This is a genomic window from Erwinia sp. S43 (assembly GCF_016624745.1).
In the GTDB taxonomy this organism is placed as follows: domain Bacteria; phylum Pseudomonadota; class Gammaproteobacteria; order Enterobacterales; family Enterobacteriaceae; genus Erwinia; species Erwinia coffeiphila.
In genome coordinates this window covers 1-24769 of sequence record NZ_JACVTX010000010.1, presented here as the reverse complement: position 1 = coordinate 24769, position 24769 = coordinate 1, and the positions used below count along the sequence as shown (strand labels likewise).

Annotated in this window: 43 protein-coding genes; 37 read left to right on the top strand and 6 right to left on the bottom strand. The window is 50.4% G+C overall.

Going from position 1 to position 24769, the window contains the following annotated elements:
- Positions 1-107: 107 nt before the first annotated feature.
- The 31 genes from rpsJ to IBT47_RS13705 all read left to right on the top strand — a co-directional run bounded on the left by rpsJ (position 108) and on the right by IBT47_RS13705 (position 15151).
- Positions 108-419, top strand: coding sequence for a 30S ribosomal protein S10 (gene rpsJ / locus IBT47_RS13855; RefSeq protein WP_001181005.1), 312 nt, complete (start codon positions 108-110; stop codon positions 417-419).
- 32 nt (positions 420-451) lie between these two features.
- Positions 452-1081 (top strand): 50S ribosomal protein L3, encoded by a 630-nt coding sequence (rplC, locus tag IBT47_RS13850; RefSeq protein ID WP_105595772.1) that lies wholly within the window; start codon positions 452-454, stop codon positions 1079-1081.
- A 10-nt stretch (positions 1082-1091) separates the two neighbouring features.
- Positions 1092-1697 carry a 50S ribosomal protein L4 gene (gene rplD / locus IBT47_RS13845; RefSeq protein ID WP_105595771.1) on the top strand — a complete coding sequence of 202 codons (606 nt, stop codon included), beginning with the start codon at positions 1092-1094 and terminating at the stop codon, positions 1695-1697.
- Positions 1694-1996: a 50S ribosomal protein L23 gene (gene rplW / locus IBT47_RS13840; protein WP_105595770.1), complete on the top strand. Its 303-nt coding sequence runs from the start codon at positions 1694-1696 to the stop codon at positions 1994-1996. Before rplD ends, rplW begins: the two co-directional genes overlap by 4 nt.
- 17 nt (positions 1997-2013) lie before the next feature.
- Complete coding sequence (rplB, locus tag IBT47_RS13835) at positions 2014-2835, top strand: 50S ribosomal protein L2 (protein WP_105595769.1); 822 nt, start codon at positions 2014-2016, stop codon at positions 2833-2835.
- Between the two features lie 16 nt (positions 2836-2851).
- Positions 2852-3130, top strand: a complete 279-nt coding sequence (gene rpsS, locus IBT47_RS13830) for a 30S ribosomal protein S19 (RefSeq protein ID WP_004160590.1) — start codon at positions 2852-2854, stop codon at positions 3128-3130.
- A gap of 12 nt (positions 3131-3142) precedes the next feature.
- Positions 3143-3475, top strand: coding sequence for a 50S ribosomal protein L22 (rplV, locus tag IBT47_RS13825; RefSeq protein ID WP_000447532.1), 333 nt, complete (start codon positions 3143-3145; stop codon positions 3473-3475).
- Between the two features lie 17 nt (positions 3476-3492).
- Positions 3493-4191 carry a 30S ribosomal protein S3 gene (gene rpsC / locus IBT47_RS13820; RefSeq protein ID WP_045854067.1) on the top strand — a complete coding sequence of 233 codons (699 nt, stop codon included), beginning with the start codon at positions 3493-3495 and terminating at the stop codon, positions 4189-4191.
- 12 nt (positions 4192-4203) lie between these two features.
- Entirely contained in the window at positions 4204-4614 is a 411-nt protein-coding gene (gene rplP / locus IBT47_RS13815) for a 50S ribosomal protein L16 (protein WP_002438716.1), read from the top strand.
- Positions 4614-4805 carry a 50S ribosomal protein L29 gene (gene rpmC, locus IBT47_RS13810; RefSeq protein WP_025902044.1) on the top strand — a complete coding sequence of 64 codons (192 nt, stop codon included), beginning with the start codon at positions 4614-4616 and terminating at the stop codon, positions 4803-4805. Before rplP ends, rpmC begins: the two co-directional genes overlap by 1 nt.
- A complete protein-coding gene (gene rpsQ / locus IBT47_RS13805) occupies positions 4805-5059 on the top strand; it encodes a 30S ribosomal protein S17 (protein ID WP_105595768.1) in 255 nt (84 codons plus the stop codon). Before rpmC ends, rpsQ begins: the two co-directional genes overlap by 1 nt.
- A 327-nt stretch (positions 5060-5386) precedes the next feature.
- On the top strand, positions 5387-5758 hold the full coding sequence (gene rplN, locus IBT47_RS13800; RefSeq protein ID WP_048917633.1) for a 50S ribosomal protein L14: 372 nt from the start codon (positions 5387-5389) through the stop codon (positions 5756-5758).
- A 10-nt stretch (positions 5759-5768) separates the two neighbouring features.
- The gene (gene rplX, locus IBT47_RS13795; protein ID WP_105595767.1) at positions 5769-6083 is read left to right on the top strand and encodes a 50S ribosomal protein L24; all 315 of its coding nucleotides are present in this window, start codon (positions 5769-5771) and stop codon (positions 6081-6083) included.
- A 14-nt stretch (positions 6084-6097) separates the two neighbouring features.
- Complete coding sequence (gene rplE, locus IBT47_RS13790) at positions 6098-6637, top strand: 50S ribosomal protein L5 (RefSeq protein ID WP_105595766.1); 540 nt, start codon at positions 6098-6100, stop codon at positions 6635-6637.
- 13 nt (positions 6638-6650) lie between these two features.
- Entirely contained in the window at positions 6651-6956 is a 306-nt protein-coding gene (rpsN, locus tag IBT47_RS13785; protein WP_004160578.1) for a 30S ribosomal protein S14, read from the top strand.
- A gap of 30 nt (positions 6957-6986) precedes the next feature.
- Entirely contained in the window at positions 6987-7379 is a 393-nt protein-coding gene (gene rpsH / locus IBT47_RS13780; protein WP_105595765.1) for a 30S ribosomal protein S8, read from the top strand.
- A gap of 12 nt (positions 7380-7391) precedes the next feature.
- Positions 7392-7925 carry a 50S ribosomal protein L6 gene (gene rplF, locus IBT47_RS13775; RefSeq protein ID WP_105595764.1) on the top strand — a complete coding sequence of 178 codons (534 nt, stop codon included), beginning with the start codon at positions 7392-7394 and terminating at the stop codon, positions 7923-7925.
- 9 nt (positions 7926-7934) lie between these two features.
- Complete coding sequence (rplR, locus tag IBT47_RS13770; RefSeq protein ID WP_004160572.1) at positions 7935-8288, top strand: 50S ribosomal protein L18; 354 nt, start codon at positions 7935-7937, stop codon at positions 8286-8288.
- Between the two features lie 14 nt (positions 8289-8302).
- Entirely contained in the window at positions 8303-8803 is a 501-nt protein-coding gene (gene rpsE / locus IBT47_RS13765) for a 30S ribosomal protein S5 (protein ID WP_004160571.1), read from the top strand.
- 5 nt (positions 8804-8808) lie between these two features.
- Positions 8809-8988 (top strand): 50S ribosomal protein L30, encoded by a 180-nt coding sequence (gene rpmD / locus IBT47_RS13760; RefSeq protein ID WP_004160569.1) that lies wholly within the window; start codon positions 8809-8811, stop codon positions 8986-8988.
- Between the two features lie 3 nt (positions 8989-8991).
- A complete protein-coding gene (gene rplO / locus IBT47_RS13755) occupies positions 8992-9426 on the top strand; it encodes a 50S ribosomal protein L15 (protein ID WP_105595763.1) in 435 nt (144 codons plus the stop codon).
- 7 nt (positions 9427-9433) lie between these two features.
- On the top strand, positions 9434-10765 hold the full coding sequence (gene secY, locus IBT47_RS13750; protein ID WP_105595762.1) for a preprotein translocase subunit SecY: 1332 nt from the start codon (positions 9434-9436) through the stop codon (positions 10763-10765).
- A gap of 32 nt (positions 10766-10797) precedes the next feature.
- Positions 10798-10914: a 50S ribosomal protein L36 gene (gene rpmJ, locus IBT47_RS13745; RefSeq protein ID WP_004160566.1), complete on the top strand. Its 117-nt coding sequence runs from the start codon at positions 10798-10800 to the stop codon at positions 10912-10914.
- 146 nt (positions 10915-11060) lie between these two features.
- Entirely contained in the window at positions 11061-11417 is a 357-nt protein-coding gene (gene rpsM / locus IBT47_RS13740; RefSeq protein WP_105595761.1) for a 30S ribosomal protein S13, read from the top strand.
- A 16-nt stretch (positions 11418-11433) separates the two neighbouring features.
- Positions 11434-11823, top strand: a complete 390-nt coding sequence (gene rpsK / locus IBT47_RS13735; protein WP_034899652.1) for a 30S ribosomal protein S11 — start codon at positions 11434-11436, stop codon at positions 11821-11823.
- A 33-nt stretch (positions 11824-11856) separates the two neighbouring features.
- Positions 11857-12477 carry a 30S ribosomal protein S4 gene (gene rpsD / locus IBT47_RS13730; protein WP_105595760.1) on the top strand — a complete coding sequence of 207 codons (621 nt, stop codon included), beginning with the start codon at positions 11857-11859 and terminating at the stop codon, positions 12475-12477.
- 25 nt (positions 12478-12502) lie between these two features.
- Entirely contained in the window at positions 12503-13492 is a 990-nt protein-coding gene (gene rpoA / locus IBT47_RS13725; protein ID WP_200560874.1) for a DNA-directed RNA polymerase subunit alpha, read from the top strand.
- A gap of 40 nt (positions 13493-13532) precedes the next feature.
- On the top strand, positions 13533-13919 hold the full coding sequence (rplQ, locus tag IBT47_RS13720; protein WP_003850180.1) for a 50S ribosomal protein L17: 387 nt from the start codon (positions 13533-13535) through the stop codon (positions 13917-13919).
- A 124-nt stretch (positions 13920-14043) separates the two neighbouring features.
- Entirely contained in the window at positions 14044-14415 is a 372-nt protein-coding gene (locus IBT47_RS13715) for a DnaJ family domain-containing protein (RefSeq protein WP_200560873.1), read from the top strand.
- Entirely contained in the window at positions 14415-14846 is a 432-nt protein-coding gene (gene zntR, locus IBT47_RS13710; RefSeq protein ID WP_200560872.1) for a Zn(2+)-responsive transcriptional regulator, read from the top strand. Before IBT47_RS13715 ends, zntR begins: the two co-directional genes overlap by 1 nt.
- A 56-nt stretch (positions 14847-14902) precedes the next feature.
- Positions 14903-15151 (top strand): alternative ribosome-rescue factor A, encoded by a 249-nt coding sequence (locus IBT47_RS13705; protein ID WP_200560871.1) that lies wholly within the window; start codon positions 14903-14905, stop codon positions 15149-15151.
- A gap of 6 nt (positions 15152-15157) precedes the next feature.
- Here IBT47_RS13705 and mscL read toward each other — a convergent pair whose 3' ends face one another.
- The 5 genes from mscL to def form a co-directional block, all read right to left on the bottom strand.
- Positions 15158-15571, bottom strand: a complete 414-nt coding sequence (gene mscL / locus IBT47_RS13700) for a large-conductance mechanosensitive channel protein MscL (protein WP_200560870.1) — start codon at positions 15569-15571, stop codon at positions 15158-15160.
- Between the two features lie 130 nt (positions 15572-15701).
- Positions 15702-17078, bottom strand: a complete 1377-nt coding sequence (gene trkA / locus IBT47_RS13695) for a Trk system potassium transporter TrkA (protein WP_105595755.1) — start codon at positions 17076-17078, stop codon at positions 15702-15704.
- 62 nt (positions 17079-17140) lie between these two features.
- Positions 17141-18430: a 16S rRNA (cytosine(967)-C(5))-methyltransferase RsmB gene (gene rsmB, locus IBT47_RS13690; RefSeq protein WP_200560869.1), complete on the bottom strand. Its 1290-nt coding sequence runs from the start codon at positions 18428-18430 to the stop codon at positions 17141-17143.
- Between the two features lie 50 nt (positions 18431-18480).
- On the bottom strand, positions 18481-19428 hold the full coding sequence (fmt, locus tag IBT47_RS13685) for a methionyl-tRNA formyltransferase (RefSeq protein ID WP_200560868.1): 948 nt from the start codon (positions 19426-19428) through the stop codon (positions 18481-18483).
- A 27-nt stretch (positions 19429-19455) separates the two neighbouring features.
- The gene (gene def / locus IBT47_RS13680) at positions 19456-19965 is read right to left on the bottom strand and encodes a peptide deformylase (protein ID WP_105595752.1); all 510 of its coding nucleotides are present in this window, start codon (positions 19963-19965) and stop codon (positions 19456-19458) included.
- 126 nt (positions 19966-20091) lie between these two features.
- Here def and dprA point away from each other — a divergent pair, with 126 nt between their 5' ends.
- From dprA to IBT47_RS13650, 6 genes are read left to right on the top strand one after another with little or no spacing between them, the layout of a single operon-like run.
- A complete protein-coding gene (dprA, locus tag IBT47_RS13675; protein WP_200560867.1) occupies positions 20092-21216 on the top strand; it encodes a DNA-protecting protein DprA in 1125 nt (374 codons plus the stop codon).
- On the top strand, positions 21188-21661 hold the full coding sequence (gene smg / locus IBT47_RS13670) for a DUF494 family protein Smg (RefSeq protein WP_105595750.1): 474 nt from the start codon (positions 21188-21190) through the stop codon (positions 21659-21661). The genes dprA and smg overlap by 29 nt, the downstream gene beginning before the upstream one ends.
- Before the next feature lie 25 nt (positions 21662-21686).
- The gene (locus tag IBT47_RS13665; RefSeq protein WP_200546775.1) at positions 21687-22256 is read left to right on the top strand and encodes a type I DNA topoisomerase; all 570 of its coding nucleotides are present in this window, start codon (positions 21687-21689) and stop codon (positions 22254-22256) included.
- Positions 22240-22806, top strand: a complete 567-nt coding sequence (gene tsaC / locus IBT47_RS13660; RefSeq protein ID WP_200560982.1) for an L-threonylcarbamoyladenylate synthase type 1 TsaC — start codon at positions 22240-22242, stop codon at positions 22804-22806. Before IBT47_RS13665 ends, tsaC begins: the two co-directional genes overlap by 17 nt.
- A 7-nt stretch (positions 22807-22813) precedes the next feature.
- Positions 22814-23632, top strand: coding sequence for a shikimate dehydrogenase (gene aroE, locus IBT47_RS13655; RefSeq protein ID WP_200560866.1), 819 nt, complete (start codon positions 22814-22816; stop codon positions 23630-23632).
- Positions 23629-23889: a DUF1488 domain-containing protein gene (locus IBT47_RS13650; RefSeq protein ID WP_200560865.1), complete on the top strand. Its 261-nt coding sequence runs from the start codon at positions 23629-23631 to the stop codon at positions 23887-23889. Before aroE ends, IBT47_RS13650 begins: the two co-directional genes overlap by 4 nt.
- On the opposite strand, the gene IBT47_RS13645 is transcribed toward IBT47_RS13650, so the two are convergent.
- Positions 23856-24410 carry a gamma carbonic anhydrase family protein gene (locus tag IBT47_RS13645; protein ID WP_200560864.1) on the bottom strand — a complete coding sequence of 185 codons (555 nt, stop codon included), beginning with the start codon at positions 24408-24410 and terminating at the stop codon, positions 23856-23858. The two genes, IBT47_RS13650 and IBT47_RS13645, sit on opposite strands and share 34 nt — an antisense overlap.
- Positions 24411-24769 lie beyond the last annotated feature (359 nt).

The following is a 24769-nucleotide window of genomic DNA, read 5'->3' as shown; positions in this document are numbered from 1 at the left end:
TACTCGCGATATGCGGGTTATGTGCTCAACGATTACACTCCTCCATCAATCGTAATGGATGCGAGTAGTAATTCTTTTCGTTTATAAATAATTGGAGCTCTGGTCTCATGCAGAACCAAAGAATCCGTATCCGTCTTAAAGCGTTTGATCATCGTCTGATCGATCAATCAACTGCGGAAATCGTAGAGACTGCCAAGCGCACTGGTGCGCAGGTTCGTGGTCCTATCCCGCTGCCGACCCGCAAAGAGCGCTTTACCGTTCTGATCTCTCCGCACGTCAACAAAGATGCGCGCGATCAGTACGAGATTCGCACTCACAAGCGTCTGGTTGACATCGTTGAGCCAACCGAAAAAACGGTTGATGCTCTGATGCGTCTGGATCTGGCTGCAGGTGTTGACGTGCAGATCAGCCTGGGTTAATCAGGTCATTGAGCGATTGAGAGGTTGAAACAATGATTGGTTTAGTCGGTAAAAAAGTGGGTATGACCCGTATCTTCACAGAAGATGGCGTTTCTATCCCTGTAACCGTGATCGAAATTGAAGCAAACCGCGTTACTCAGGTCAAAGGCCTGGAAAACGACGGTTACACTGCTATCCAGGTAACTACCGGTGCTAAAAAAGCTAACCGTGTAACTAAGCCGGAAGCAGGTCACTTTGCTAAAGCTGGCGTTGAAGCTGGCCGTGGTCTGTGGGAATTCCGCACTGAAGAAGGCGCAGAGTTCACCGTAGGTCAGAGCATTAATGTTGACATTTTCGCTGACGTGAAAAAAGTTGACGTGACTGGAACATCTAAAGGTAAAGGTTTTGCCGGTACTGTTAAGCGCTGGAACTTCCGTACTCAGGATGCTACTCACGGTAACTCCTTGTCTCACCGCGTACCGGGTTCTATCGGTCAGAACCAGACTCCGGGCAAAGTGTTCAAAGGCAAGAAAATGGCAGGCCAGCTGGGTAACGAACGTGTAACCGTTCAGAGCCTGGACGTAGTGCGTGTTGACGCTGAGCGCAACCTGCTGCTGGTTAAAGGTGCAGTTCCCGGTGCTACCGGTAGCGACCTGATCGTTAAACCAGCTGTGAAGGCGTAAGGGGATAGCAATGGAATTAGTACTGAAAGACGCGCAAAGCGCGCTGACTGTTTCCGAAACTACCTTCGGTCGTGATTTCAACGAAGCGCTGGTACATCAGGTTGTTGTTGCTTATGCAGCAGGTGCCCGTCAAGGTACTCGTGCTCAGAAGACTCGTGCTGAAGTAACTGGTTCCGGCAAAAAGCCGTGGCGCCAGAAAGGTACCGGCCGTGCGCGTTCAGGTTCTGTAAAGAGCCCGATCTGGCGTTCAGGTGGTGTGACCTTCGCTGCGAAGCCTCAGGACCACAGTCAAAAAGTTAACAAAAAGATGTACCGCGGCGCGCTGAAAAGCATTCTGTCCGAGCTGGTACGTCAGGAACGTCTGATCGTTGTCGAGCAGTTCTCTCTGGAAGCGCCTAAAACTAAGCTGCTGGTAGAGAAACTGAAAGACATGGCTCTGGAAGATGTGCTGATCATCACTGGCGAACTGGAAGAGAACCTGTTCCTGGCCGCACGTAACCTGTACAAGGTTGACGTACGTGATGCAGCGGGTATCGACCCAGTTAGCCTGATCGCCTTCGACAAAGTCGTTATGACTGCTGATGCAGTTAAGCAAGTTGAGGAGATGCTGGCATGATCCGTGAAGAACGTCTGCTGAAAGTACTGCGCGCGCCGCACGTATCTGAAAAAGCATCTGCTGCGATGGAAAAAACAAACACCATCGTTCTCAAAGTTGCTAAAGACGCGACCAAAGCAGAAATCAAAGCCGCTGTGCAGAAACTTTTCGAAGTTGAAGTCGAAGTCGTTAACACCCTGGTAGTTAAAGGGAAAGTTAAACGTTCTGGACAGCGTATTGGTCGTCGTAACGACTGGAAAAAAGCTTACGTCACCCTGAAAGAAGGCCAGAATCTGGACTTCGTCGGCGGCGCTGAGTAAGTCGGAGGAGAAGAACAATGGCAGTTGTTAAATGTAAACCGACATCTCCGGGTCGTCGCCATGTAGTTAAAGTGGTGAACGCGGAGCTGCACAAGGGCAAACCATTTGCCCCGCTGGTAGAAAAAAACAGCAAATCCGGTGGCCGTAACAACAATGGTCGCATCACTACCCGTCATATCGGTGGTGGTCACAAGCAGGCTTACCGTATTGTTGACTTCAAACGCAACAAAGATGGTATCCCAGCGACCGTTGAACGTCTTGAGTACGATCCGAACCGCTCCGCGAACATCGCGCTGGTTCTGTACAAAGACGGCGAGCGCCGTTACATCCTGGCCCCTAAAGGCCTGAAAGCTGGCGACCAGATTCAGTCTGGCGTTGATGCTGCGATCAAAGCAGGTAACACACTGCCGATGCGTAACATCCCAGTTGGTTCTACCGTGCATAACGTAGAAATGAAACCAGGCAAAGGCGGTCAGATTGCTCGCTCTGCTGGTACTTACGTGCAGATCGTTGCGCGTGATGGTTCCTACGTTACCCTGCGTCTGCGTTCTGGTGAAATGCGTAAAGTCGAAGCTGACTGCCGCGCGACCCTGGGCGAAGTCGGTAACTCGGAGCACATGCTTCGCGTTCTGGGTAAAGCCGGTGCAACCCGTTGGCGTGGTGTTCGTCCGACCGTTCGTGGTACCGCGATGAACCCAGTTGATCACCCGCACGGTGGTGGTGAAGGTCGTAACTTTGGTAAGCACCCGGTAACTCCGTGGGGCGTTCAGACCAAAGGTAAGAAGACCCGTAGCAACAAGCGTACTGATAAATTTATCGTACGTCGCCGTAGCAAATAATTTTAGAGGATAAGCCATGCCACGTTCTCTCAAGAAAGGTCCTTTTATTGACCTGCACTTGCTGAAGAAGGTAGAGAAAGCTTTGGAAAGCGGAGACAAGAAGCCACTGCGCACCTGGTCCCGTCGTTCAACGATCTTCCCTAACATGATCGGTTTGACCATCGCTGTCCATAATGGTCGTCAGCACGTTCCTGTCTTTGTTTCCGACGAAATGGTCGGTCACAAACTGGGTGAATTTGCACCGACTCGTACTTATCGCGGTCACGCAGCTGATAAGAAAGCTAAGAAACGCTAACAGGAGGAAGAGATGGAAACTATCGCTAAACATCGCCACGCTCGTTCTTCTGCTCAGAAGGTTCGCCTGGTAGCAGATCTTGTACGCGGTAAGAAAGTGTCGCAGGCTCTGGACATTTTGACCTACACCAATAAGAAAGCGGCTGTACTGGTCAAGAAAGTTCTGGAATCTGCCATTGCTAACGCCGAACACAACGATGGCGCTGACATTGATGATCTGAAAGTCACGAAAATCTTCGTAGACGAAGGCCCAAGCATGAAGCGCATTATGCCGCGTGCGAAAGGTCGTGCAGATCGCATCCTGAAGCGCACCAGCCACATTACTGTGGTTGTGTCCGATCGCTGAGACTCTGGAGACTAGCAATGGGTCAGAAAGTACATCCTAATGGTATTCGCCTGGGTATTGTTAAACCCTGGAACTCTACCTGGTTCGCAAATACCAAAGAATTCGCTGACAACCTGGACAGCGACTTTAAAGTTCGTCAGTTCCTGACCAAGGAACTGTCAAAAGCATCCGTCTCTCGTATCGTTATCGAGCGTCCAGCTAAGAGCATCCGTGTGACCATTCACACCGCTCGTCCTGGCATCGTCATCGGTAAGAAAGGTGAAGATGTAGAAAAACTGCGCAAGGTCGTAGCGGATATCGCTGGCGTTCCTGCACAGATCAATATCGCCGAAGTCCGTAAACCGGAACTGGACGCTAAATTGGTTGCTGACAGCATCACTTCACAGCTGGAGCGTCGTGTGATGTTCCGTCGTGCTATGAAGCGTGCTGTACAGAACGCAATGCGTCTGGGCGCTAAAGGGATTAAAGTTGAAGTTAGTGGCCGTCTTGGCGGTGCAGAAATCGCGCGTACCGAATGGTACCGTGAAGGCCGCGTGCCACTGCACACTCTGCGTGCAGACATTGACTACAACACCTCTGAAGCCCACACCACTTATGGTGTAATCGGCGTTAAGGTATGGATCTTCAAAGGTGAGATCCTGGGTGGTATGGCTGCTGTTGAACAACCGGAACCGGCTGCTCAACCTAAAAAGCAGCAGCGTAAAGGCCGTAAGTAAGGAGAGTCGCTGATGTTACAACCAAAGCGTACGAAATTCCGTAAAGTGCACAAAGGCCGCAACCGTGGTCTGGCGCAGGGTACGGATGTTAGCTTCGGTACTTTCGGTCTGAAAGCTGTTGGCCGTGGTCGTCTGACTGCCCGTCAGATCGAAGCAGCACGTCGTGCTATGACCCGTGCAGTTAAGCGTCAAGGTAAAATTTGGATCCGTGTATTCCCGGACAAACCAATTACTGAGAAGCCGCTGGAAGTGCGTATGGGTAAAGGTAAAGGTAACGTGGAGTATTGGGTTGCCTTGATCCAGCCAGGTAAAGTCCTGTATGAAATGGACGGTGTTCCGGAAGAGCTGGCCCGTGAAGCATTCAAGCTGGCAGCAGCAAAACTGCCTATCAAAACCACCTTTGTAACTAAGACGGTGATGTAATGAAAGCAACAGAGCTGCGTGAAAAAAGCGTTGAAGAGCTGAACACTGAGCTACTTAACCTGCTGCGTGAGCAGTTCAACCTGCGCATGCAGGCGGCATCCGGCCAGCTGCAACAGACTCATCTGTTGAAGCAAGTGCGTCGTGATGTTGCACGCGTTAAGACTTTACTGACTGAGAAGGCGGGTGCGTAATGACCGATAAAATCCGTACTCTGCAAGGTCGTGTGACTAGTGACAAAATGGAGAAATCCATCGTTGTTGCTATCGAACGTGTTGTGAAGCACCCAATCTACGGGAAATTCATCAAGCGTACGACTAAACTGCACGTACATGACGAGAACAATGAATGTGGTATCGGCGACAAGGTTGAAATCCGTGAATGCCGTCCACTGTCCAAGACTAAGTCATGGACTCTGGTTCGCGTTGTAGAGAAAGCTGTTCTGTAATAAGAACGTCTATCTCTGTAAAAACCCCCGCTTGTCGGGGGTTTTTTCTTATATCTACCCTCAAAACTTTTCTTTCTTTCTCCAAATCACCGTTCTGAGCGAAATAAGCTGACGTAATGTACAGATTGCGATTGCTACCGGATGAACAATTCCTTAGAATGTCGCGTTCCTCTTTCCAGAGGTCCAAATAACGACTCGATACGAGTCGCTTATTTTTTCTACCCATATGCGAAATGCGGTGTTATAATGCTGCGCCCTCAATTATGGGGCTTTTAAACGACCTGAATCAGGTCCCGAAGTAGTAGTTGACATTAGCGGAGCACTAAAATGATCCAAGAACAGACTATGCTGACCGTCGCCGACAACTCCGGTGCACGTCGCGTAATGTGTATCAAGGTTCTGGGTGGCTCGCACCGTCGCTACGCAGGCGTTGGCGACATCATCAAAATTACCATCAAGGAAGCAATTCCTCGCGGTAAGGTTAAGAAGGGTGATGTGCTGAAGGCGGTAGTGGTGCGCACCAGGAAGGGTGTTCGTCGCCCGGACGGTTCTGTCATTCGCTTCGATGGTAATGCATGCGTTATTTTAAACAATAACACTGAGCAGCCAATCGGAACGCGTATTTTTGGGCCGGTAACTCGTGAACTTCGTACTGAAAAGTTCATGAAAATTATCTCTCTGGCACCAGAAGTACTCTAAGGAGCGAAAAATGGCAGCTAAAATCCGTCGCGATGACGAAGTTATCGTGCTGACCGGCAAAGATAAAGGTAAGCGCGGTAAAGTTAAAAATGTTCTGTCTTCTGGCAAGCTCATTGTTGAAGGTATCAACCTGGTTAAAAAACATCAGAAGCCTGTACCGGCTCTGAATCAGCCAGGTGGCATCGTTGAAAAAGAAGCCGCTATTCAGGTTTCCAACGTTGCACTGTTCAACTCGGCAACCGGCAAGGCTGACCGTGTAGGCTTTAGATTCGAAGACGGCAAAAAAGTCCGTTTCTTCAAGTCTAACAGCGAAACTATCAAGTAATTTGGAGTAGTACGATGGCGAAACTGCATGATTACTACAAAGACGAAGTAGTTAATAAACTCATGACTGAGTTCAACTACAATTCTGTCATGCAAGTCCCTCGGGTCGAGAAGATCACCCTGAACATGGGTGTTGGTGAAGCGATCGCTGACAAGAAACTGCTGGATAACGCAGCAGCCGATCTGGCAGCAATCTCCGGTCAAAAGCCGTTTATCACCAAAGCACGCAAATCAGTTGCAGGCTTCAAAATCCGTCAGGGCTATCCGATCGGCTGTAAAGTGACTCTGCGTGGTGAACGCATGTGGGAGTTCTTTGAGCGCCTGATTTCTATTGCTGTACCACGTATCCGTGACTTCCGTGGCTTGTCCGCTAAGTCATTCGATGGCCGCGGTAACTACAGCATGGGTGTTCGCGAGCAGATCATCTTCCCAGAGATCGACTATGACAAAGTCGACCGCGTTCGTGGTTTGGATATTACCATTACCACTACTGCGAAATCTGATGATGAAGGCCGCGCACTGTTGGCTGCTTTTAACTTCCCGTTCCGCAAGTAAGGCAGGGTTACTGATGGCTAAGCAATCAATGAAAGCACGCGAAGTCGTTCGCGTGAAACTGGCTGACAAGTACCGCGCCAAGCGCGAGGAACTGAAAGCTATCATTTCAAGTGTGAACTCATCCGACGAAGATCGTTGGAATGCTGTTCTCAAGCTGCAAACTCTGCCGCGTGATTCCAGCCCGTCTCGTCAGCGTAAGCGCTGCCGTCAAACTGGCCGTCCACATGGTTATGTGGGCAAGTTCGGGTTGAGCCGTATCAAGTTGCGTGAAGCCGCCATGCGCGGTGAAGTACCTGGCTTGAAAAAGGCTAGCTGGTAATTACCAATAGAATCACGGGAGTAAAGACAGATGAGCATGCAAGATCCGATCGCGGATATGCTGACCCGTATCCGTAACGGTCAAGCCGCGAACAAAGTTGCGGTCACCATGCCTTCCTCCAAGCTGAAAGTGGCAATTGCCAACGTGCTGAAGGAAGAAGGTTATATTGAAGAATTTAAAATCGAAGGCGACATCAAGCCAGAACTGGAACTGACTCTTAAGTACTTCCAGGGCAAGGCTGTTGTAGAAAGCATTCAGCGTGTTTCACGCCCAGGTCTGCGCATTTATAAGCGCAAAGACGAGCTGCCAAAAGTTATGGCAGGACTGGGTATCGCTGTTGTTTCTACCTCTAAAGGTGTTATGACCGATCGTGCCGCACGCCAGGCTGGTCTTGGTGGCGAAATTATCTGCTACGTAGCTTAATCGGAGGAATAAATGTCTCGTGTTGCTAAAGCACCAGTCGCGATTCCTGCCGGCGTAGAGGTAAAACTCAACGGTCAGGTAATTTCGATCAAAGGTAAAAACGGCGAGCTGACTCGTACGCTCAACGACGCTGTAGAAGTTAAGCATGCTGACAATGCACTGACTTTCGCTCCACGCGAAGGTTTTGTGGATGGTTGGGCACAGGCTGGTACTTCTCGTGCGCTGCTGAACGGTATGGTTATCGGTGTTACCGAAGGCTTCACTAAGAAGCTGCAGCTGGTTGGTGTAGGTTATCGTGCAGCCGTTAAAGGCAACTCTGTGAGCTTAGCCCTGGGCTTCTCTCACCCTGTTGACCATGAGCTGCCAGCGGGAATCACTGCTGAATGTCCAACTCAGACTGAAATCGTGCTGAAAGGCGCTGATAAGCAGCTGATTGGTCAGGTTGCAGCGGATCTGCGCGCCTACCGTCGTCCTGAGCCTTACAAAGGCAAGGGTGTTCGTTACGCCGACGAAGTCGTGCGTACCAAAGAGGCTAAGAAGAAGTAAGGTAACACTATGGATAAGAAATCTGCTCGTATCCGTCGTGCGACCCGCGCACGTCGCAAGCTCAAAGAGCTGGGTGCTACTCGCCTGGTGGTACATCGTACCCCGCGTCATATTTACGCACAGGTAATCGCACCTAACGGTTCTGAAGTCCTGGTTGCTGCTTCTACAGTAGAAAAAGCTATCAGTGAGCAACTGAAGTACACTGGAAACAAAGACGCTGCTGCTGCTGTAGGTAAAGCAGTTGCGGAACGCGCAATCGAAAAAGGCATCACTGGTGTTTCTTTCGACCGTTCTGGTTTCCAATATCATGGTCGTGTCCAGGCACTGGCAGATGCTGCCCGTGAAGCTGGCCTACAGTTCTAAGGTAGAGGTGTAAGATGGCACACATCGAAAAACAAGCTGGCGAACTGCAGGAAAAGCTGATCGCGGTAAATCGCGTATCTAAAACCGTTAAAGGTGGTCGTATTTTCTCCTTCACAGCTCTGACTGTTGTTGGTGATGGTAACGGACGCATTGGTTTTGGTTACGGTAAGGCGCGTGAAGTTCCAGCAGCGATCCAGAAAGCGATGGAAAAAGCTCGTCGCAATATGATTAACGTTGCGCTGAACAACGGCACCCTGCAGCACCCTGTTAAAGGCGTGCACACAGGTTCTCGCGTGTTCATGCAGCCGGCTTCTGAAGGTACCGGTATCATCGCCGGTGGTGCAATGCGCGCCGTCCTGGAAGTCGCTGGGGTTCATAACGTACTGGCTAAAGCCTACGGTTCCACCAACCCGATTAACGTGGTTCGTGCAACTCTGGATGGCCTGGCCAATATGAATTCTCCAGAAATGGTTGCTGCGAAACGTGGCAAATCCGTTGAAGACATTCTGGGGTAATGACCATGGCTAAGACTATTAAAATTACTCAAACCCGCAGTTCGATCGGTCGTTTGCCAAAACACAAGGCAACGCTGCTTGGCCTGGGTCTGCGTCGTATTAACCACACCGTAGAGCGTGAAGACACGCCAGCTGTACGCGGTATGGTTAACGCGATTTCCTACATGGTTAAAGTGGAGGAGTAACAGATGCGTTTAAATACTCTGTCTCCGGCCGAAGGGTCTAAGCACGCTCCTAAACGTTTAGGTCGTGGTATTGGTTCCGGTCTCGGAAAAACCGGTGGTCGTGGTCACAAAGGTCAGAACTCACGTTCTGGTGGTGGCGTACGTCGTGGTTTTGAAGGCGGCCAGATGCCTCTGTACCGTCGTCTGCCGAAATTCGGTTTCACCTCTCGCAAAGCAATGGTCACTGCAGAAGTTCGTCTGTCTGACCTGGCGAAAGTTGAAGGCGGTATCGTCGACCTGAACACGCTGAAAGCGGCTAACATTATCGGTATTCAGATTGAGTTCGCGAAAGTGATCCTGTCTGGCGAAGTTTCTGCACCGGTAACGATTCGCGGCCTGCGTGTCACTAAAGGCGCTCGTGCTGCAATCGAAGCTGCTGGCGGTAAAATTGAGGAATAAGTAGCAGATGGCTAAGCAACCGGGATTAGATTTTCAAAGTGCCAAGGGTGGTTTTGGCGAACTAAAACGCAGACTTCTGTTTGTAATTGGTGCGCTGATTGTCTTCCGAATTGGCTCTTTTATTCCAATCCCTGGTATCGATGCCACTGTACTTGCCAAACTGCTTGAGCAACAGCGTGGCACCATCATTGAAATGTTCAACATGTTCTCTGGTGGTGCTCTGAGCCGTGCTTCTATCTTTGCCCTGGGTATTATGCCGTATATTTCGGCCTCTATTATTATCCAGCTGCTGACGGTGGTTCATCCAGCGTTAGCAGAAATCAAGAAAGAAGGGGAGGCTGGCCGTCGTAAGATTAGTCAGTACACCCGTTACGGCACACTGGTATTAGGTATTTTCCAGTCTATCGGTATTGCTACCGGTTTACCGAACATGCCTGGAATGCAGGGCCTGGTATTAAATCCAGGTTTTGCTTTCTACTTTACCGCTGTTGTCAGTCTGGTCACCGGGACAATGTTCCTGATGTGGTTAGGCGAGCAAATTACTGAACGAGGTATCGGTAACGGTATCTCGATCATTATCTTTGCTGGTATTGTTGCGGGTCTTCCGCCGGCCATTGGCCATACCATCGAGCAAGCGCGGCAAGGCGACCTGCACTTCCTCCTGTTGCTGTTGGTTGCAGTTCTCGTATTTGCAGTGACCTTCTTCGTTGTTTTCGTTGAGCGTGGTCAACGCCGCATTGTGGTGAACTATGCGAAACGTCAGCAAGGCCGTCGTGTCTATGCTGCGCAGAGCACGCATTTACCGTTGAAAGTGAATATGGCCGGTGTAATCCCTGCTATATTTGCATCCAGTATCATTCTGTTCCCGGCGACCATCGCGTCATGGTTCGGGGGCGGCACGGGCTGGAACTGGCTGACTACTATTTCGATGTATTTACAGCCAGGTCAACCGCTTTATGTGTTACTCTATGCGACTGCAATCATCTTCTTCTGTTTCTTCTACACGGCGTTGGTTTTCAACCCGCGTGAAACAGCAGATAACCTGAAGAAGTCTGGTGCATTTGTACCAGGTATTCGTCCGGGAGAACAGACGGCGAAGTATATCGATAAAGTGATGACACGCCTTACCTTAATCGGTGCGTTGTATATTACCTTTATCTGCCTGATCCCGGAGTTCATGCGTGATGCGATGAAAGTTCCATTCTACTTCGGCGGTACATCACTGCTGATCGTAGTCGTTGTCATCATGGACTTTATGGCTCAAGTGCAAACTTTGATGATGTCAAGTCAGTATGAGTCTGCATTGAAGAAAGCAAACCTGAAAGGCTATGGCCGTTAATTCAGGCGCTTGAGAAGTTACGGAGAGTAAAAATGAAAGTTCGTGCTTCCGTCAAGAAATTATGTCGTAACTGCAAAATCATCCGTCGCGACGGTGTTGTACGTGTGATTTGCAGTGCCGAGCCAAAGCATAAACAGCGCCAAGGCTGATTTAATCGCATATTTTTCTTGCAAAGTTGGGTTGAGCTGGCTAGATTAGCCAGCCAATCTTTTGTATGTCTGTGCGTTTCCATTTGAGTATCCTGAAAACGGGCTTTTCGGCATGGGACGCATAAGTTAATTAATAGGAGTGCATAGTGGCCCGTATAGCAGGCATTAACATTCCTGATCATAAACATACCGTTATCGCATTAACTGCTATCTTCGGTATCGGTAAGACCCGCTCACAGAAAATCTGTGCAGACACGGGTATTGCTGAAAATGTTAAGATCAGTGAACTGTCTGAAGAACAAATCGACATTCTGCGTGATGCAGTTGCTAAATTTGTTGTTGAAGGCGATCTGCGTCGTGAAGTCACCCTGAGCATCAAGCGTCTGATGGACCTTGGTTGCTATCGTGGTTTGCGTCATCGTCGTGGTCTCCCAGTGCGCGGTCAGCGTACTAAGACCAACGCACGTACCCGTAAGGGTCCGCGTAAACCGATCAAGAAATAATCGGGGTGATTGAATAATGGCAAAGGCACCAGTTCGTGCACGTAAGCGTGTAAGAAAGCAAGTCTCTGACGGCGTGGCTCATGTCCATGCGTCTTTTAACAACACCATCGTAACTATTACCGATCGTCAGGGTAATGCGCTGGGTTGGGCAACAGCCGGTGGTTCCGGTTTCCGTGGTTCTCGTAAATCTACGCCGTTCGCTGCTCAGGTAGCTGCAGAACGTTGCGCAGACGCCGTGAAAGAGTACGGTATTAAGAACCTGGAAGTTATGGTTAAGGGTCCTGGTCCAGGCCGCGAATCAACTATTCGTGCCCTGAACGCTGCTGGTTTCCGCATCACTAATATTACTGATGTGACTCCGATCCCTCACAACGGTTGTCGTCCGCCGAAAAAACGTCGCGTATAACGCCCCGTTTTTTAGGAATGTTGGAGAAAGAAAATGGCAAGATATTTGGGTCCTAAGCTCAAGCTGAGCCGTCGTGAAGGCACAGACCTGTTCCTCAAGTCTGGCGTTCGCGCGATTGATACCAAGTGTAAGATTGAACAAGCTCCTGGTCAGCACGGTGCGCGTAAGCCACGTCTGTCTGACTATGGTGTACAGTTACGTGAAAAGCAGAAAGTTCGTCGTATCTACGGCGTGCTGGAGCGTCAGTTCCGTAACTATTATAAAGAAGCAGCACGTCTGAAAGGCAACACCGGTGAAAACCTGTTAGCTCTGCTGGAAGGTCGTCTGGATAACGTAGTTTATCGTATGGGCTTTGGTGCCACTCGTGCAGAAGCACGTCAGCTGGTTAGCCACAAATCTATCATGGTAAACGGCCGCGTTGTTAGCATCGCTTCTTATCAGGTATCTCCGAATGACGTTGTTAGCATCCGTGAGAAAGCCAAAAAGCAGTCTCGCGTGAAAGCCGCTCTGGAGCTGGCTGAACAGCGTGAAAAGCCAACCTGGCTGGAAGTTGATGCGACTAAGATGGAAGGTGTGTTCAAGCGTACTCCTGAACGTACCGATCTGTCTGCGGACATTAACGAACACCTGATCGTCGAGCTTTACTCCAAGTAAGGCTTAGTACCAAAGAGAGGACACAATGCAGGGTTCTGTGACAGAGTTTCTAAAACCGCGCCTGGTAGATATCGAGCAAGTGAGTTCGACGCACGCCAAGGTGACCCTTGAGCCTTTAGAGCGTGGCTTTGGCCATACTCTTGGTAACGCACTGCGCCGTATTCTGCTTTCATCAATGCCGGGTTGCGCGGTGACCGAGGTTGAAATTGATGGTGTACTGCACGAGTACAGCACCAAAGAGGGCGTACAGGAAGATATCCTGGAAATCCTGCTCAACCTGAAAGGTTTGGCGGTAAGAGTTCAGGGCAAAGATGAAGTTATTCTTACTCTGAATAAATCTGGCATTGGCCCTGTGACTGCAGCCGATATCACCCATGATGGTGATGTCGAAATCGTCAAGCCGCAGCACGTGATCTGTCACCTGACCGATGAAAACGCAACTATCAGCATGCGTATCAAAGTTCAGCGTGGTCGTGGTTATGTGCCGGCTTCTGCCCGAATTCATTCGGAAGAAGATGAGCGCCCGATCGGTCGTCTGTTAGTCGACGCCTGCTACAGCCCTGTAGACCGTATTGCCTACAATGTTGAAGCTGCGCGTGTAGAACAGCGTACCGACCTGGACAAGCTGGTCATCGAAATGGAAACCAACGGCACTATCGATCCTGAAGAAGCGATCCGCCGTGCGGCTACCATCCTGGCAGAACAACTTGAAGCTTTCGTTGACTTACGTGATGTTCGTCAGCCAGAAGTTAAAGAAGAGAAACCAGAATTCGATCCGATCCTGCTGCGCCCTGTTGACGATCTGGAATTGACTGTCCGCTCTGCTAACTGCCTTAAGGCAGAAGCTATCCACTACATCGGTGATCTGGTACAGCGTACCGAGGTTGAGCTTCTTAAGACGCCTAACCTTGGTAAAAAATCTCTTACTGAGATTAAAGACGTGCTGGCTTCTCGTGGTCTGTCACTGGGCATGCGCCTGGAAAACTGGCCGCCAGCTAGCATCGCTGATGAATAACCCGATCACAGGTTAAGGTTTCACTGAGAAGGATAAGGTCATGCGCCATCGTAAGAGTGGTCGTCAACTGAACCGCAACAGCAGCCATCGTCAGGCTATGTTCCGCAATATGGCTGGCTCTTTGGTTCGTCATGAGATCATCAAGACGACCCTGCCAAAAGCGAAAGAGCTGCGTCGCGTAGTTGAGCCGCTGATTACTCTTGCCAAGACCGACAGCGTAGCTAATCGTCGTCTGGCATTCGCCCGTACTCGTGATAACGAGATCGTGGCAAAACTGTTTAACGAGCTGGGCCCGCGTTTCGCGAGCCGTGCCGGTGGTTACACTCGCATTCTGAAGTGTGGCTTCCGCGCTGGTGACAACGCTCCGATGGCTTACATCGAGCTGGTTGATCGTCCAGAAGCTCAAGCAGAAGCTGCTGCAGAGTAATCTGTAGTTGCAACGTGAAAAAACCCGCTTCGGCGGGTTTTTTTATATCTGAAATTCCCTTCGTTCATCATTTCCCTGCCAGTTGCGCTATGCTGTAGGCCTTCCTGCCAATGGAGGTGAATCAGTGTCATTACTCGATCAACTTGCTGAACAGCATATTCTCGCCGCCCTGCGAGAGGGCGAACTTGATAATCTGCCCGGAGCTGGTCAACCATTACTGCTGGATGACGATAGTCATGTCCCTAAAGAGTTACGCGCAGGATATCGACTGCTAAAAAACTCTGGCTACCTGCCACCCGAGCTGGAGATGCGTCGAGAGGCTATCGAACTTGAGCAATTGCTGCACGGTATCGATCCACAGGATGAGTGTTATGAACTTCATGCGAATCGATTACATCTACTCGAGTTACGGCTGAGGCAGGCCGGGATGAGTACGGATTTTCTACACAGTGGGTATAGCTTAAAGATTAAACAGCATTTCAGCGGGGATAAGTAATGTATCGTATCGGACAGCTGGCCAAACTTGCAGATGTAACACCGGATACCATTCGTTTTTATGAAAAGCAGCAGATGATGGAGCATGAGATCCGGACGGAAGGTGGATTTCGGCTGTACAGTGATAACGATCTGCAGCGGCTTAGATTTATTCGCTACGGGCGGCAGCTGGGTTTCACGCTTGAAGCAATCCGTGAATTACTTTCGATACGCGTCGATCCAGAGCACCACACCTGCCAGGAATCGAAGACCATTGTTCAGAAACGGCTGACGGAGGTTGAAGCGATGATCGCTGAATTGCAGCACATGCAGCGCTCACTAAAGCGTTTGAACGATGCCTGCTGCGGCACTGCTCACAGCAGCGTGTACTGTTCGATCCTGGAAGCGCTTGAAAAGGGGGCAATGACACCTTTAGCTAAAACGGGTGATTGAATTCTACTTCGGAGAGGCCTATATTCATCACCGAAATCTATCAACAGGAGTTTATCATGGCAAATTATCAGCACAGGAAAGGCGTTATTCGTGATAACGCACTCGAAGCTTTACTCAGCGACCCGTTATTTAAACCGCGAATTGAAGTCAACGTTAAAGGTAAAGGAAGTTATCGCCGTAAAGGAAAACACGGCAAAAAAGGTAACTGGGAGGCCAGTGGTAAATGCGATATCAAACATTTACCACTGGCCTTCCGCTTTACAGGCATAAAAAAACCGTCGAATCCGACGGTTTTTTCTATCTGATTACGCTTACAGCGTTTTATTGTTCTGCGCTTTCAGCAGATCGCGGATCTCGGTCAGCAGCGTCTCTTCTGCGGAAGGCTTAGGCGCCGGTTTTTCCACTTCTTTCTTCTGATACATTTTGTTCATAATCTTAATTGCCATAAAGATAGCAAAGGCAACGATGACAAAATCAAAAATGGTTTGAAGAAATACACCGTATTCCATCACAACGGCTGGTGCAGTACCATCGGCCGCTTTCAGTACCCAGCTAAACTGCTTGAAATCAACGCCGCCAATCAGCAGGCCCAAAGGTGGCATGATGATGTTCGCGACGAGAGAGGACACAATCTTACCAAACGCGGCACCGATGATAACACCGACGGCGAGGTCAACGACATTGCCACGCATCGCGAAATCGCGAAACTCTTTGAATAAACTCATTGTTATCTCCTTTCCTGTGCCAGGTTGTAAAGTCTAACAAACCATCGCCGTTTTTCCACGATGAGATCGAATAAAGATCATTGATTAGTGTAGTAAAAAGACCGGCAATGCACATGCATTGCCGGATGAGTTACAGGAAGAAAGGACTCGGCTGGAACAGACGCTCAACGTCCGGAACAAATTTCTTATCGGTCAGGAACATAATCACATGATCGCCCTGTTCAATACGCAAATTATCATTGGCAATCATCACGTCGTTACCACGTACAACAGCACCGATAATTGTACCCGGTGGCAGTTTGATATCATCAATCAGGCGACCAACTACTTTGGATGTAGTCTCCTCGCCGTGGGCGATGGCTTCAATTGCTTCCGCTACGCCCCGACGTAACGACGAAACGCCAACGATGTCTGCTTTACGTACGTGGCCCAATAGTGCCGAAATGGTTGCCTGTTGAGGCGAAATGGCGATATCAATTACGCTTCCCTGGACCAGATCGACGTAGGCGCGCCGCTGGATCAGCACCATGGCTTTTTTAGCCCCCATGCGTTTAGCCAGCATGGCCGACATGATGTTGGCTTCGTCATCATTGGTGATGGCAATAAACAGATCGATTTGATCAACATGTTCTTCAGCGAGCAGTTCCTGATCCGAAGCATCACCGTAAAATACGATGGTATTTTGCAGATGCTCAGCCAGCTCCGCTGCGCGCTGCTGATCGCGTTCGATCAGTTTTACGCTGTAGTTCTTCTCAAGCCGCTGAGCAAGACCAAAACCAATATTGCCGCCGCCGACGATCATAATGCGTTTATAGGGCTTTTCCAGACGCTGGTACTCGCTCATTACTGCACGAATATGCTGGCTCGCTGCAATAAAGAAGACCTCATCGCCGGCTTCAATAATCGTTGATCCCTGTGGGCGTATAGGACGATCCTGGCGAAAAATCGCGGCAACCCGGGTGTCGATGTGCGGCATATGCTCCCGCATTACGGAAAGCGCATTACCGACCAGCGGTCCACCGTAATAGGCTTTGACTACTGCCAGACTGACTTTTCCCTCGGCAAAATTCACCACCTGCAGGGCTCCGGGATATTCGATCAGTCGATAAATATTATCGATGACCAGCTGTTCCGGTGAGATCAAATGATCGATCGGTACGGCTTCAGGGATGAACAGCTTATCGGCATCGCGAATATAGTCCGGAGCACGGATACGCGCGATGCGATTGGGCGTGTTAAACAGGGAATAAGCGACCTGGCAGGCAACCATATTGGTTTCATCAGAGTTGGTCACGGCAACCAGCATATCTGCATCTTCAGCCCCGGCCTCCCTTAATACGCGAGGATGAGAGCCGTGGCCCTGCACAACGCGCAGGTCAAACTTATCCTGGAGCTGACGCAGACGGAGAGGATCGGTATCGACCACGGTAATATCGTTGTTTTCACCGACCAGGTTTTCTGCGAGCGTGCCGCCAACCTGTCCAGCGCCAAGAATGATGATTTTCATATTGCTTCAGTCTTTCTTATTGTTGTTCGGTTAGTGGCGCCACCGGTGCAGCGCCATGGGGGTTATGCTTTAATTAACTTCGCGTAGTAGAACCCATCACCGCCGTCTGCCTGAGGAAAGACCTGAATTCCCGGCTGGGCCATATTACCTGTATCAACCAGTCGGGCATCAGCATGGCTCTTCAGGAACTGGCTTACTTGCAGATGGTTTTCTTCCGGAAGCACCGAACAGGTCGCATATAGCAGCGTACCGCCTGATTTCAGATGGGGCCAGATCGCTTCAAGGATTTGCTGTTGCAGAGCCGCAAGTTCGGCAATGTCGCGATCGCGGCGCAGCCACTTGATATCCGGATGACGACGAATGACACCGGTAGCAGAGCAGGGAGCATCAAGCAGAATACGATCAAACTGCGTCTGGCCACACCATTCTGCCGGGGTACGACCATCGCCGAGTTTAACCTCTGCTTTCATTTCCAGGCGTTGCAAATTCTCGCTAATTCTAGCCAGACGCTGGGCATCAACGTCAACAGCCATCACGTCAGCCTGCGGAGCGGCTTCCAGAATATGAGTGGTTTTACCGCCGGGTGCTGCGCAAAGATCGAGGATCTTCTCGCCGTTTTGTGGATCGAGTAGAGCAACGCAGCCTTGAGCTGACGCATCCTGGACGGTTACCCAACCCTGGTCAAAACCAGGTAATTGGCCTACCGCGCAGGGTGTTTCCAGGCGCAGCGCATCGATGTGTTGTGGATGCGGAAATGCTGTTTTCCCGCTTTCTGTCAGTAGATTAAGCCAGGCATCGCGGCTGTGATGCTGGCGGTTAACGCGCAGCCACATCGGTGGGCGTTGATTATTAGCATCAACAATCTGTTGCCACTGCGTTGGCCAGGCCTGCTTGAGGCGAGTCAGCAGCCATTTAGGGTGAAGATATTGCTGGTCACCCTGGTTCATTTGCTGCATCAGCTCTTCCTGCTGACGCTGGAATGTACGAAGCACGCCGTTAATCAGCCCTTTCAGCTGTGGACGTTTTAAGGCGATAGCGCCATCTACCGTTTCCGCCAGAGCTGCATGAGCAGGAATACGGGTGAACATCAGCTGGTACAGACCAACCATGATCAGAAAATGGATCGCGCGCTGTTTTCCCGTCATAGGTCGGGACATTAACTTGCTGACAATCCACTCCAGCTGCGGCAGCGTGCGAAGAACGCCATAGCACAATTCCTGCAGTAGGGCTGCGTCCTTCTCTCCGACCGATTTCTGTGCGGCAGGTAGCACATTACTGAGCGACTGCCCCTGTTCGACAACCTTTTCGATAGTCTGCGCGGCAACGCAACGTAAGTTTGTATTTTTTTTCATAGTGGGTTCGCAATTGAAACGACTGCCCGGGTTGAGTTCCGGGCAGATTATCAGGCAATAATGTTGCCCGGAATGAACCATTCACGGCGGGAGTTGAGCAGATCCTGTACTTTCATCGCTTTCTTGCCCGCTGGCTGTAGCTCTTCGATATTGAGCACGCCGTCTGCAGTGACAACCTGAATACCCAGTTTATCAGCCTGCAGGATTTCACCCGGCTGGCGGTTATTCACCGCAGGGAGTACGGATGCTTTCCATACCTTTACCGGCTGCTCATCAATGATGAAGTAACTTACGGGCCAGGGATTGAAAGCGCGAATGCAGCGTTCCAGCTGTGCGGCGGAAAGCGACCAGTCGAGGCGGGCCTCTTCTTTACTCAACTTTTCTGCATAGCTGACCAGTTCTTCATTCTGCACTTCCGGTGTGGTGCTACCTTCGGCAAGCTGCGTCAATGTCGTCAGCATACCGGCAGGGCCAAGGTCTGCAAGCTTGTCGTAAAGTGTGGCGCTGGTGTCGCTGGCTTCAATAGGGCAGGACAGCTTATAAAGCATATCTCCGGTATCCAGTCCGACATCCATTTGCATAATTGTCACGCCGGTATCTGCATCGCCCGCCCAGAGTGAACGTTGGATCGGTGCAGCACCACGCCAGCGTGGCAGCAGCGAACCGTGAACGTTGATGCAGCCCAGGCGAGGCATTCCCAGCACCGCCTCAGGCAGGATCAGTCCGTAGGCAACAACGACCATCACATCGGCTTCCAGCTGAGCGACCAACTGCTGATTTTCTAGCGGACGTAAGGATTTTGGCTGAAATACCGGAATGTTGTGCTGCTCAGCCAGCTGTTTAACCGGGCTGGCGGTCAGTTTATTGCCGCGTCCGGCCGGGCGGTCGGGCTGGGTAAACACGCCAACAATCTGGTGCCCTGATGACAGCAGCGCGTCAAGATGACGCGCTGCAAAGTCAGGGGTGCCGGCAAAAATGATCTTTAATGATTCGGACACGTTATTCCCTTCAGTCAATCAAGACGCTCAGTCACGGGCATTCTGGCGATAAAGCTTTTCCAGTTTCTGGCGAATACGCTGACGTTTCATTGGCGACAGGTAATCAATAAACAGTTTTCCAACCAGATGATCCATTTCATGTTGGATACAGATCGCCAGCAGATCGTCAGCTTCAAGTTCAAAACTTTTGCCATCACGGTCGAGCGCTCGAATTTTTACTTTTTCCGAACGAGGGACCAAAGCGCGTTGTTCCGGAATCGATAGGCAACCCTCTTCAATACCGGTTTCGCCGCTTTCTTCCAGCAGTTCAGGGTTAATCAGCACCAGGCGCTCATCGCGGTTTTCTGACACATCAATCACGATGATGCGCTGATGAATATTTACCTGAGTGGCGGCCAGGCCGATGCCTTCTTCGGCATACATGGTTTCAAACATATCATCAACGATACGTTGAATATCGGCATTTACTTCTTTCACGGGTTTCGCAACGATGCGCAGGCGCTCGTCAGGAAAATGTAATACCTGCAAGACTGACATAACTTTCCAGATTCGTGTTCAAGGGATTAAATATTTATTCCTCTTATTGTAGACATTTCACGCTGTGATTGACAGCATTCCTGGCAGGTAACCTTCAGGGGGAAGGGGCGGTATCAGGGATGAATTATGTCACCATTGGAAAGTGCATTAAGGCTGTCAGGTGTTTCCGGGTTATCCAGTTTGCAGCGGGAATCTCTGCTCGGCGCTTTAGTACAACTTAACAGTCCGACGTCTGCCGATCTGGCTGGTCTTGGTTTGCGCAGCGAGCAACGGCTGGCATTTGAACAGTATGACGAGAAAATCCTGGTTCAAAGTGAAATCTGGCTGAATGAGCCAGAGCATCACTTTATTACGCCATCAAGTCCTTATTATCCCGAGCGATTAAAAACTATCGATAACTTTCCTCTGATGCTCTTTATTGCGGGCGATCCGGGACTGTTATCTTCACCGCAGCTGGCGGTTGTGGGGAGTCGGTACTGTTCTCATTACGGTCGTGACTGGGGAACCTGGTTTAGTCAGGCGCTGGCACTTAGCGGTTTAACGATTACCAGCGGCCTCGCGCTGGGAATCGATGGAATTGCCCATCGTGCAGCGTTAGCAGTGCAGGGTAAAACGCTGGCAGTGTTGGGAGGGGGGCTGGAGGCTATTTATCCCCGGCGGCATAAGGGCCTGGCACAGGATATTATCGCCAGTGGCGGTGCTTTGGTCTCTGAATTTCCGCTGCATGTTGCTCCCCTGGCCCACCATTTTCCACGGCGTAATCGAATAATCAGCGGGTTAAGTCACGGCGTATTGGTGGTTGAAGCGACGCTAAAGAGCGGCTCGCTGGTAACGGCACGGCTGGCTCTGGAACAGAACAGAGAGGTGTACGCGCTGCCCGGCGCATTGGGGAATCCCGGGAGTGAGGGAACCCACTGGTTGATACAGCAGGGGGCGATGCTGGTTGCACATCCCAATAATATAGTTGAGCAAATGCAAAGTGGCTTGTCGTGGATACCCGATTTGCCAGCAGCTGCAAACAATTCGGCAGAGAGCAGCAATCCTCCATTGCCATTTCCCGATGTGTTGGCTAACGTAGGAGATGAGGTTACACCTGTTGACGTCGTCGCTGAACGTGCCGGCCAACCTGTGCCAGCCATCGTAGCTAAGCTGCTTGAGTTGGAGTTAGCAGGGTGGATCGCAGCTGTACCCGGCGGCTATGTCCGATTGAGGAGGGCAAGCCATGTTCGACGTACTAATGTACTTATTTGAAACGTATATCCACAACGAAGCAGAAATGCGCGTTGATCAGGATAAATTGACTGATGATTTAACCGATGCCGGTTTTCATCGTGAAGATATCTATAATGCGTTGAACTGGTTGGAAAAGTTAGCTGATTATCAGGACGGCCTTGTCGCTCCGATTCTGCTGACTACCGATCCGCTGTCTATGCGTATCTACACCGAGGAAGAGAGTCAGCGTTTAGATGCTAACTGTCGTGGTTTTATTCTGTTCCTGGAACAGATTCAGGTACTGAATCTGGAAACCCGAGAAATGGTTATCGAACGTATTATGGCTCTGGATACCCTCGAGTTTGATCTGGACGATCTCAAATGGGTGGTGCTGATGGTGCTGTTTAACATCCCCGGATGTGAAAATGCCTACCAGCAAATGGAAGAGCTACTTTTCGACGTCAATGAAGGAATGCTGCACTGAAGATTGCCTTCGTGTACAAAAAGTTATGAATAAAACAGCGCTTTTCGCTGTGCGAAAAAATGAACCCTGCCCCGAGTGTGGGGCAGAACTGGTCATCCGCTCCGGGAAGCATGGCGCTTTTCTTGGCTGCTCACATTATCCCGAATGCGATTATATTCGTCCGCTGAAAAGTCAGACTGACGGGCACATAGTAAAAGTGCTCGACGGGCAACTTTGCCCGCTATGTGGTGCCAGCCTTGCACTGCGGCAGGGGCGCTATGGTATGTTTATCGCCTGCAGCGACTACCCTGAATGCGCACACACCGAAATTATCGATAAGCCTGATGAAACCACGATCGCCTGTCCGCAGTGCGCCAACGGTAAGCTGGTGCAACGTCGATCGCGGTATGGCAAAACATTCCATGCCTGCGATCGTTATCCTGACTGCCAGTTTGCTGTGAATTTCACACCTGTAGAAGGTATCTGCGAGTTCTGTGCGTTCCCATTGCTTATTGAAAAGAAAACCGCCAGAGGCGCTAAGCGTTTTTGCGCCAGCAAAGCCTGTGGCAAACCCGTAACAGCAGGAAATGGTTGTGAAGATGAATCAAAAGCATGACTCACTTGAGCTATGTATCAGACAGTTACAGCTGTCAGCGGTCATTGCTTATCCCACCGAAGCAGTATTTGGCCTTGGCTGCGATCCCGACAGTGAATCGGCCGTTACGGCATTGCTGGCGTTAAAACATCGGCCTGTGGAAAAAGGGCTGATTTTAATCGCTGCCGATTATGAACAACTCGTTCCTTATATTGCTGACGAACAGCTTAGCGCAGAGCAGAAAGAGCGCATGTTTTCCCGTTGGCCAGGGCCGGTAACATGGGTATTGCCTGCCCGGGCTGAGACGCCGCGTTGGTTAACCGGTCGCTTTAATTCGCTGGCTGTTCGCGTTAGTGACCATCCGGACGTTGTGCAGCTGTGCAGCCAGTTTGGTAAGCCACTGGTTTCCACCAGTGCAAACCTGAGTGGATTACCTCCTTGTCGCGATGCAGATGAAGTCCTGGCACAGTTCGGTGCTGATTTCCCGGTATTGCGGGGGGAAACGGGGGGGCGCCTCAATCCCTCAGAGATTCGCGATGTATTGACCGGTGAATTAATTCGCCAGGGATAAGAATGCTATGCCGTCCTTTGTTGTTTTCGGTAATCCAATTAAGCACAGTAAATCACCCCGTATTCATCAGCTCTTTGCCCAGCAAACGGCAATTCCTCATCCTTACGATCGCTTTTGTGCTCCGTTGGAAGGGTTTAAGCAGACGGTGGATGAATTTTTTGCACAGGGTGGTGGTGGTGCAAATGTCACATTGCCTTTTAAACAGCAGGCTTACGAGCTTTGCGCTGAGCTGACGGAACGCGCGGCGCTGGCCGGGGCGGTGAACACTCTCAAAAAATTGGATGACGGTCGCATTCTGGGAGATAACACTGACGGTATTGGTTTGCTAAGCGATCTGCAACGGCTCAATTTGATCAAAGAGAACGACAGGATCCTGTTGATCGGTGCGGGTGGTGCTGCACGTGGGGCGATTCTGCCGCTGCTGAATTTCAACTGCAGTATCACGATCGTTAACCGTACCCATGCTAAAGCAGAGGAGCTGGTCCAGGTCTTCCAGCATCATGGTTCTGTTCGAGCGCTGGCGGCAGATGAGCTTCATGATGCGCAATTTGATTTAATTATCAATGCAACCTCCAGCGGAGTGGCCGGCAGTATACCGGACCTGCCTGCGGTACTGGTAAATAGCCAGGTTCGCTGCTACGACATGTTTTATCAGATCGGGGATACGCCGTTTCTTTTATGGTGTCGGCAGCAGGGAGCAACCGATCTTGCTGATGGGTTAGGCATGCTGGTGGGCCAGGCCGCTCATGCATTTATGCTTTGGCACGGCGTTATGCCGGAGATCGCCCCTGTTATCGCTAAGCTAAAACATGAGATGCAGGCGTGAATCAGGCGATTCAGTTTCCTGAACGTGAGTGGTGGGATGAGGACATCCAGGCCGTTTGCTTCACCGCGCTGGTTAACGGCTTTCAGCTAGTCTGTGCAATTCACGGCGAAGAACTGCTTCGCCGTTATCATGATGAATTCATCGCGCTGGATGCTTTTTGCAAAAATCGCTGGGATATAGAAGAAGAAGCAACCCACGCGATAGAACAGCAGCAGGAAAACGATCAGGGCTGGCTTTGGCTCTCTTCTGCGAGATAGTCGTTTTTCCATGTGACATAGTTATTTGCTGAATAGAGCAGTCCGGCAATTTCAGCTTCCGTTAGCGGTCGAGCTTTCTTTGTCGGGCTGCCTAAATAGAGATAACCGCTTTCAAGGCGCTTGCCGGGTGAAACCAGGCTGCCGGCACCAATCATTACATCATGCTCTACGACTACACCATCCAGTAGTATTGCCCCCATACCGACCAGAACCCGATCGCCAATGGTACAGCCGTGAAGCATAGCCTTATGCCCCACGGTAACGTCTTCACCTATTACGAGGGGATATCCATCTGGATTAGCTGCTGACTTATGTGTCAGATGCAGAACGCTACCATCCTGAATATTTGTACGTTTACCGATGGTGACCTGATTAACGTCGCCGCGAATCACCACCAAAGGCCAGATCCCCACATCGTCATCGATCACCACATTACCAATGATCACACTGCTAGGATCGATCATTACCCGCTTGCCCAACTGCGGACTCACTCCTTTATATGCACGTACATTGTGACTCATAGCTGCCTCACTGTTGATATGATCCTGTTAGCCTAGTGTTTGAAAGGATCCTCAAGCAAGAATTCCTGGTAAAAACAGGCTTAAAAACGTGCGATGCGCCTGTTATCTCATCGATAAGAGTGAAAATTCGGCGGTCGGAAAAAAAGATCGCAAAAAGGCTTGTGCATTAAAACGAGATCCCTATAATGCGCCTCCACTGACACGGAGCAACGGCTTACAGGCCAGCGTGTTAGAGGTTCAGAAAGTTGTCTGAATCGCCGGAAAAAACTTCTCAAAAAGAAGTTGACTCCGAAGGAGGAAAGCGTAACATACGCCACCTCGCAGCAGGAAGCCTCGGCACTGACTGCACTGCTCTTTAA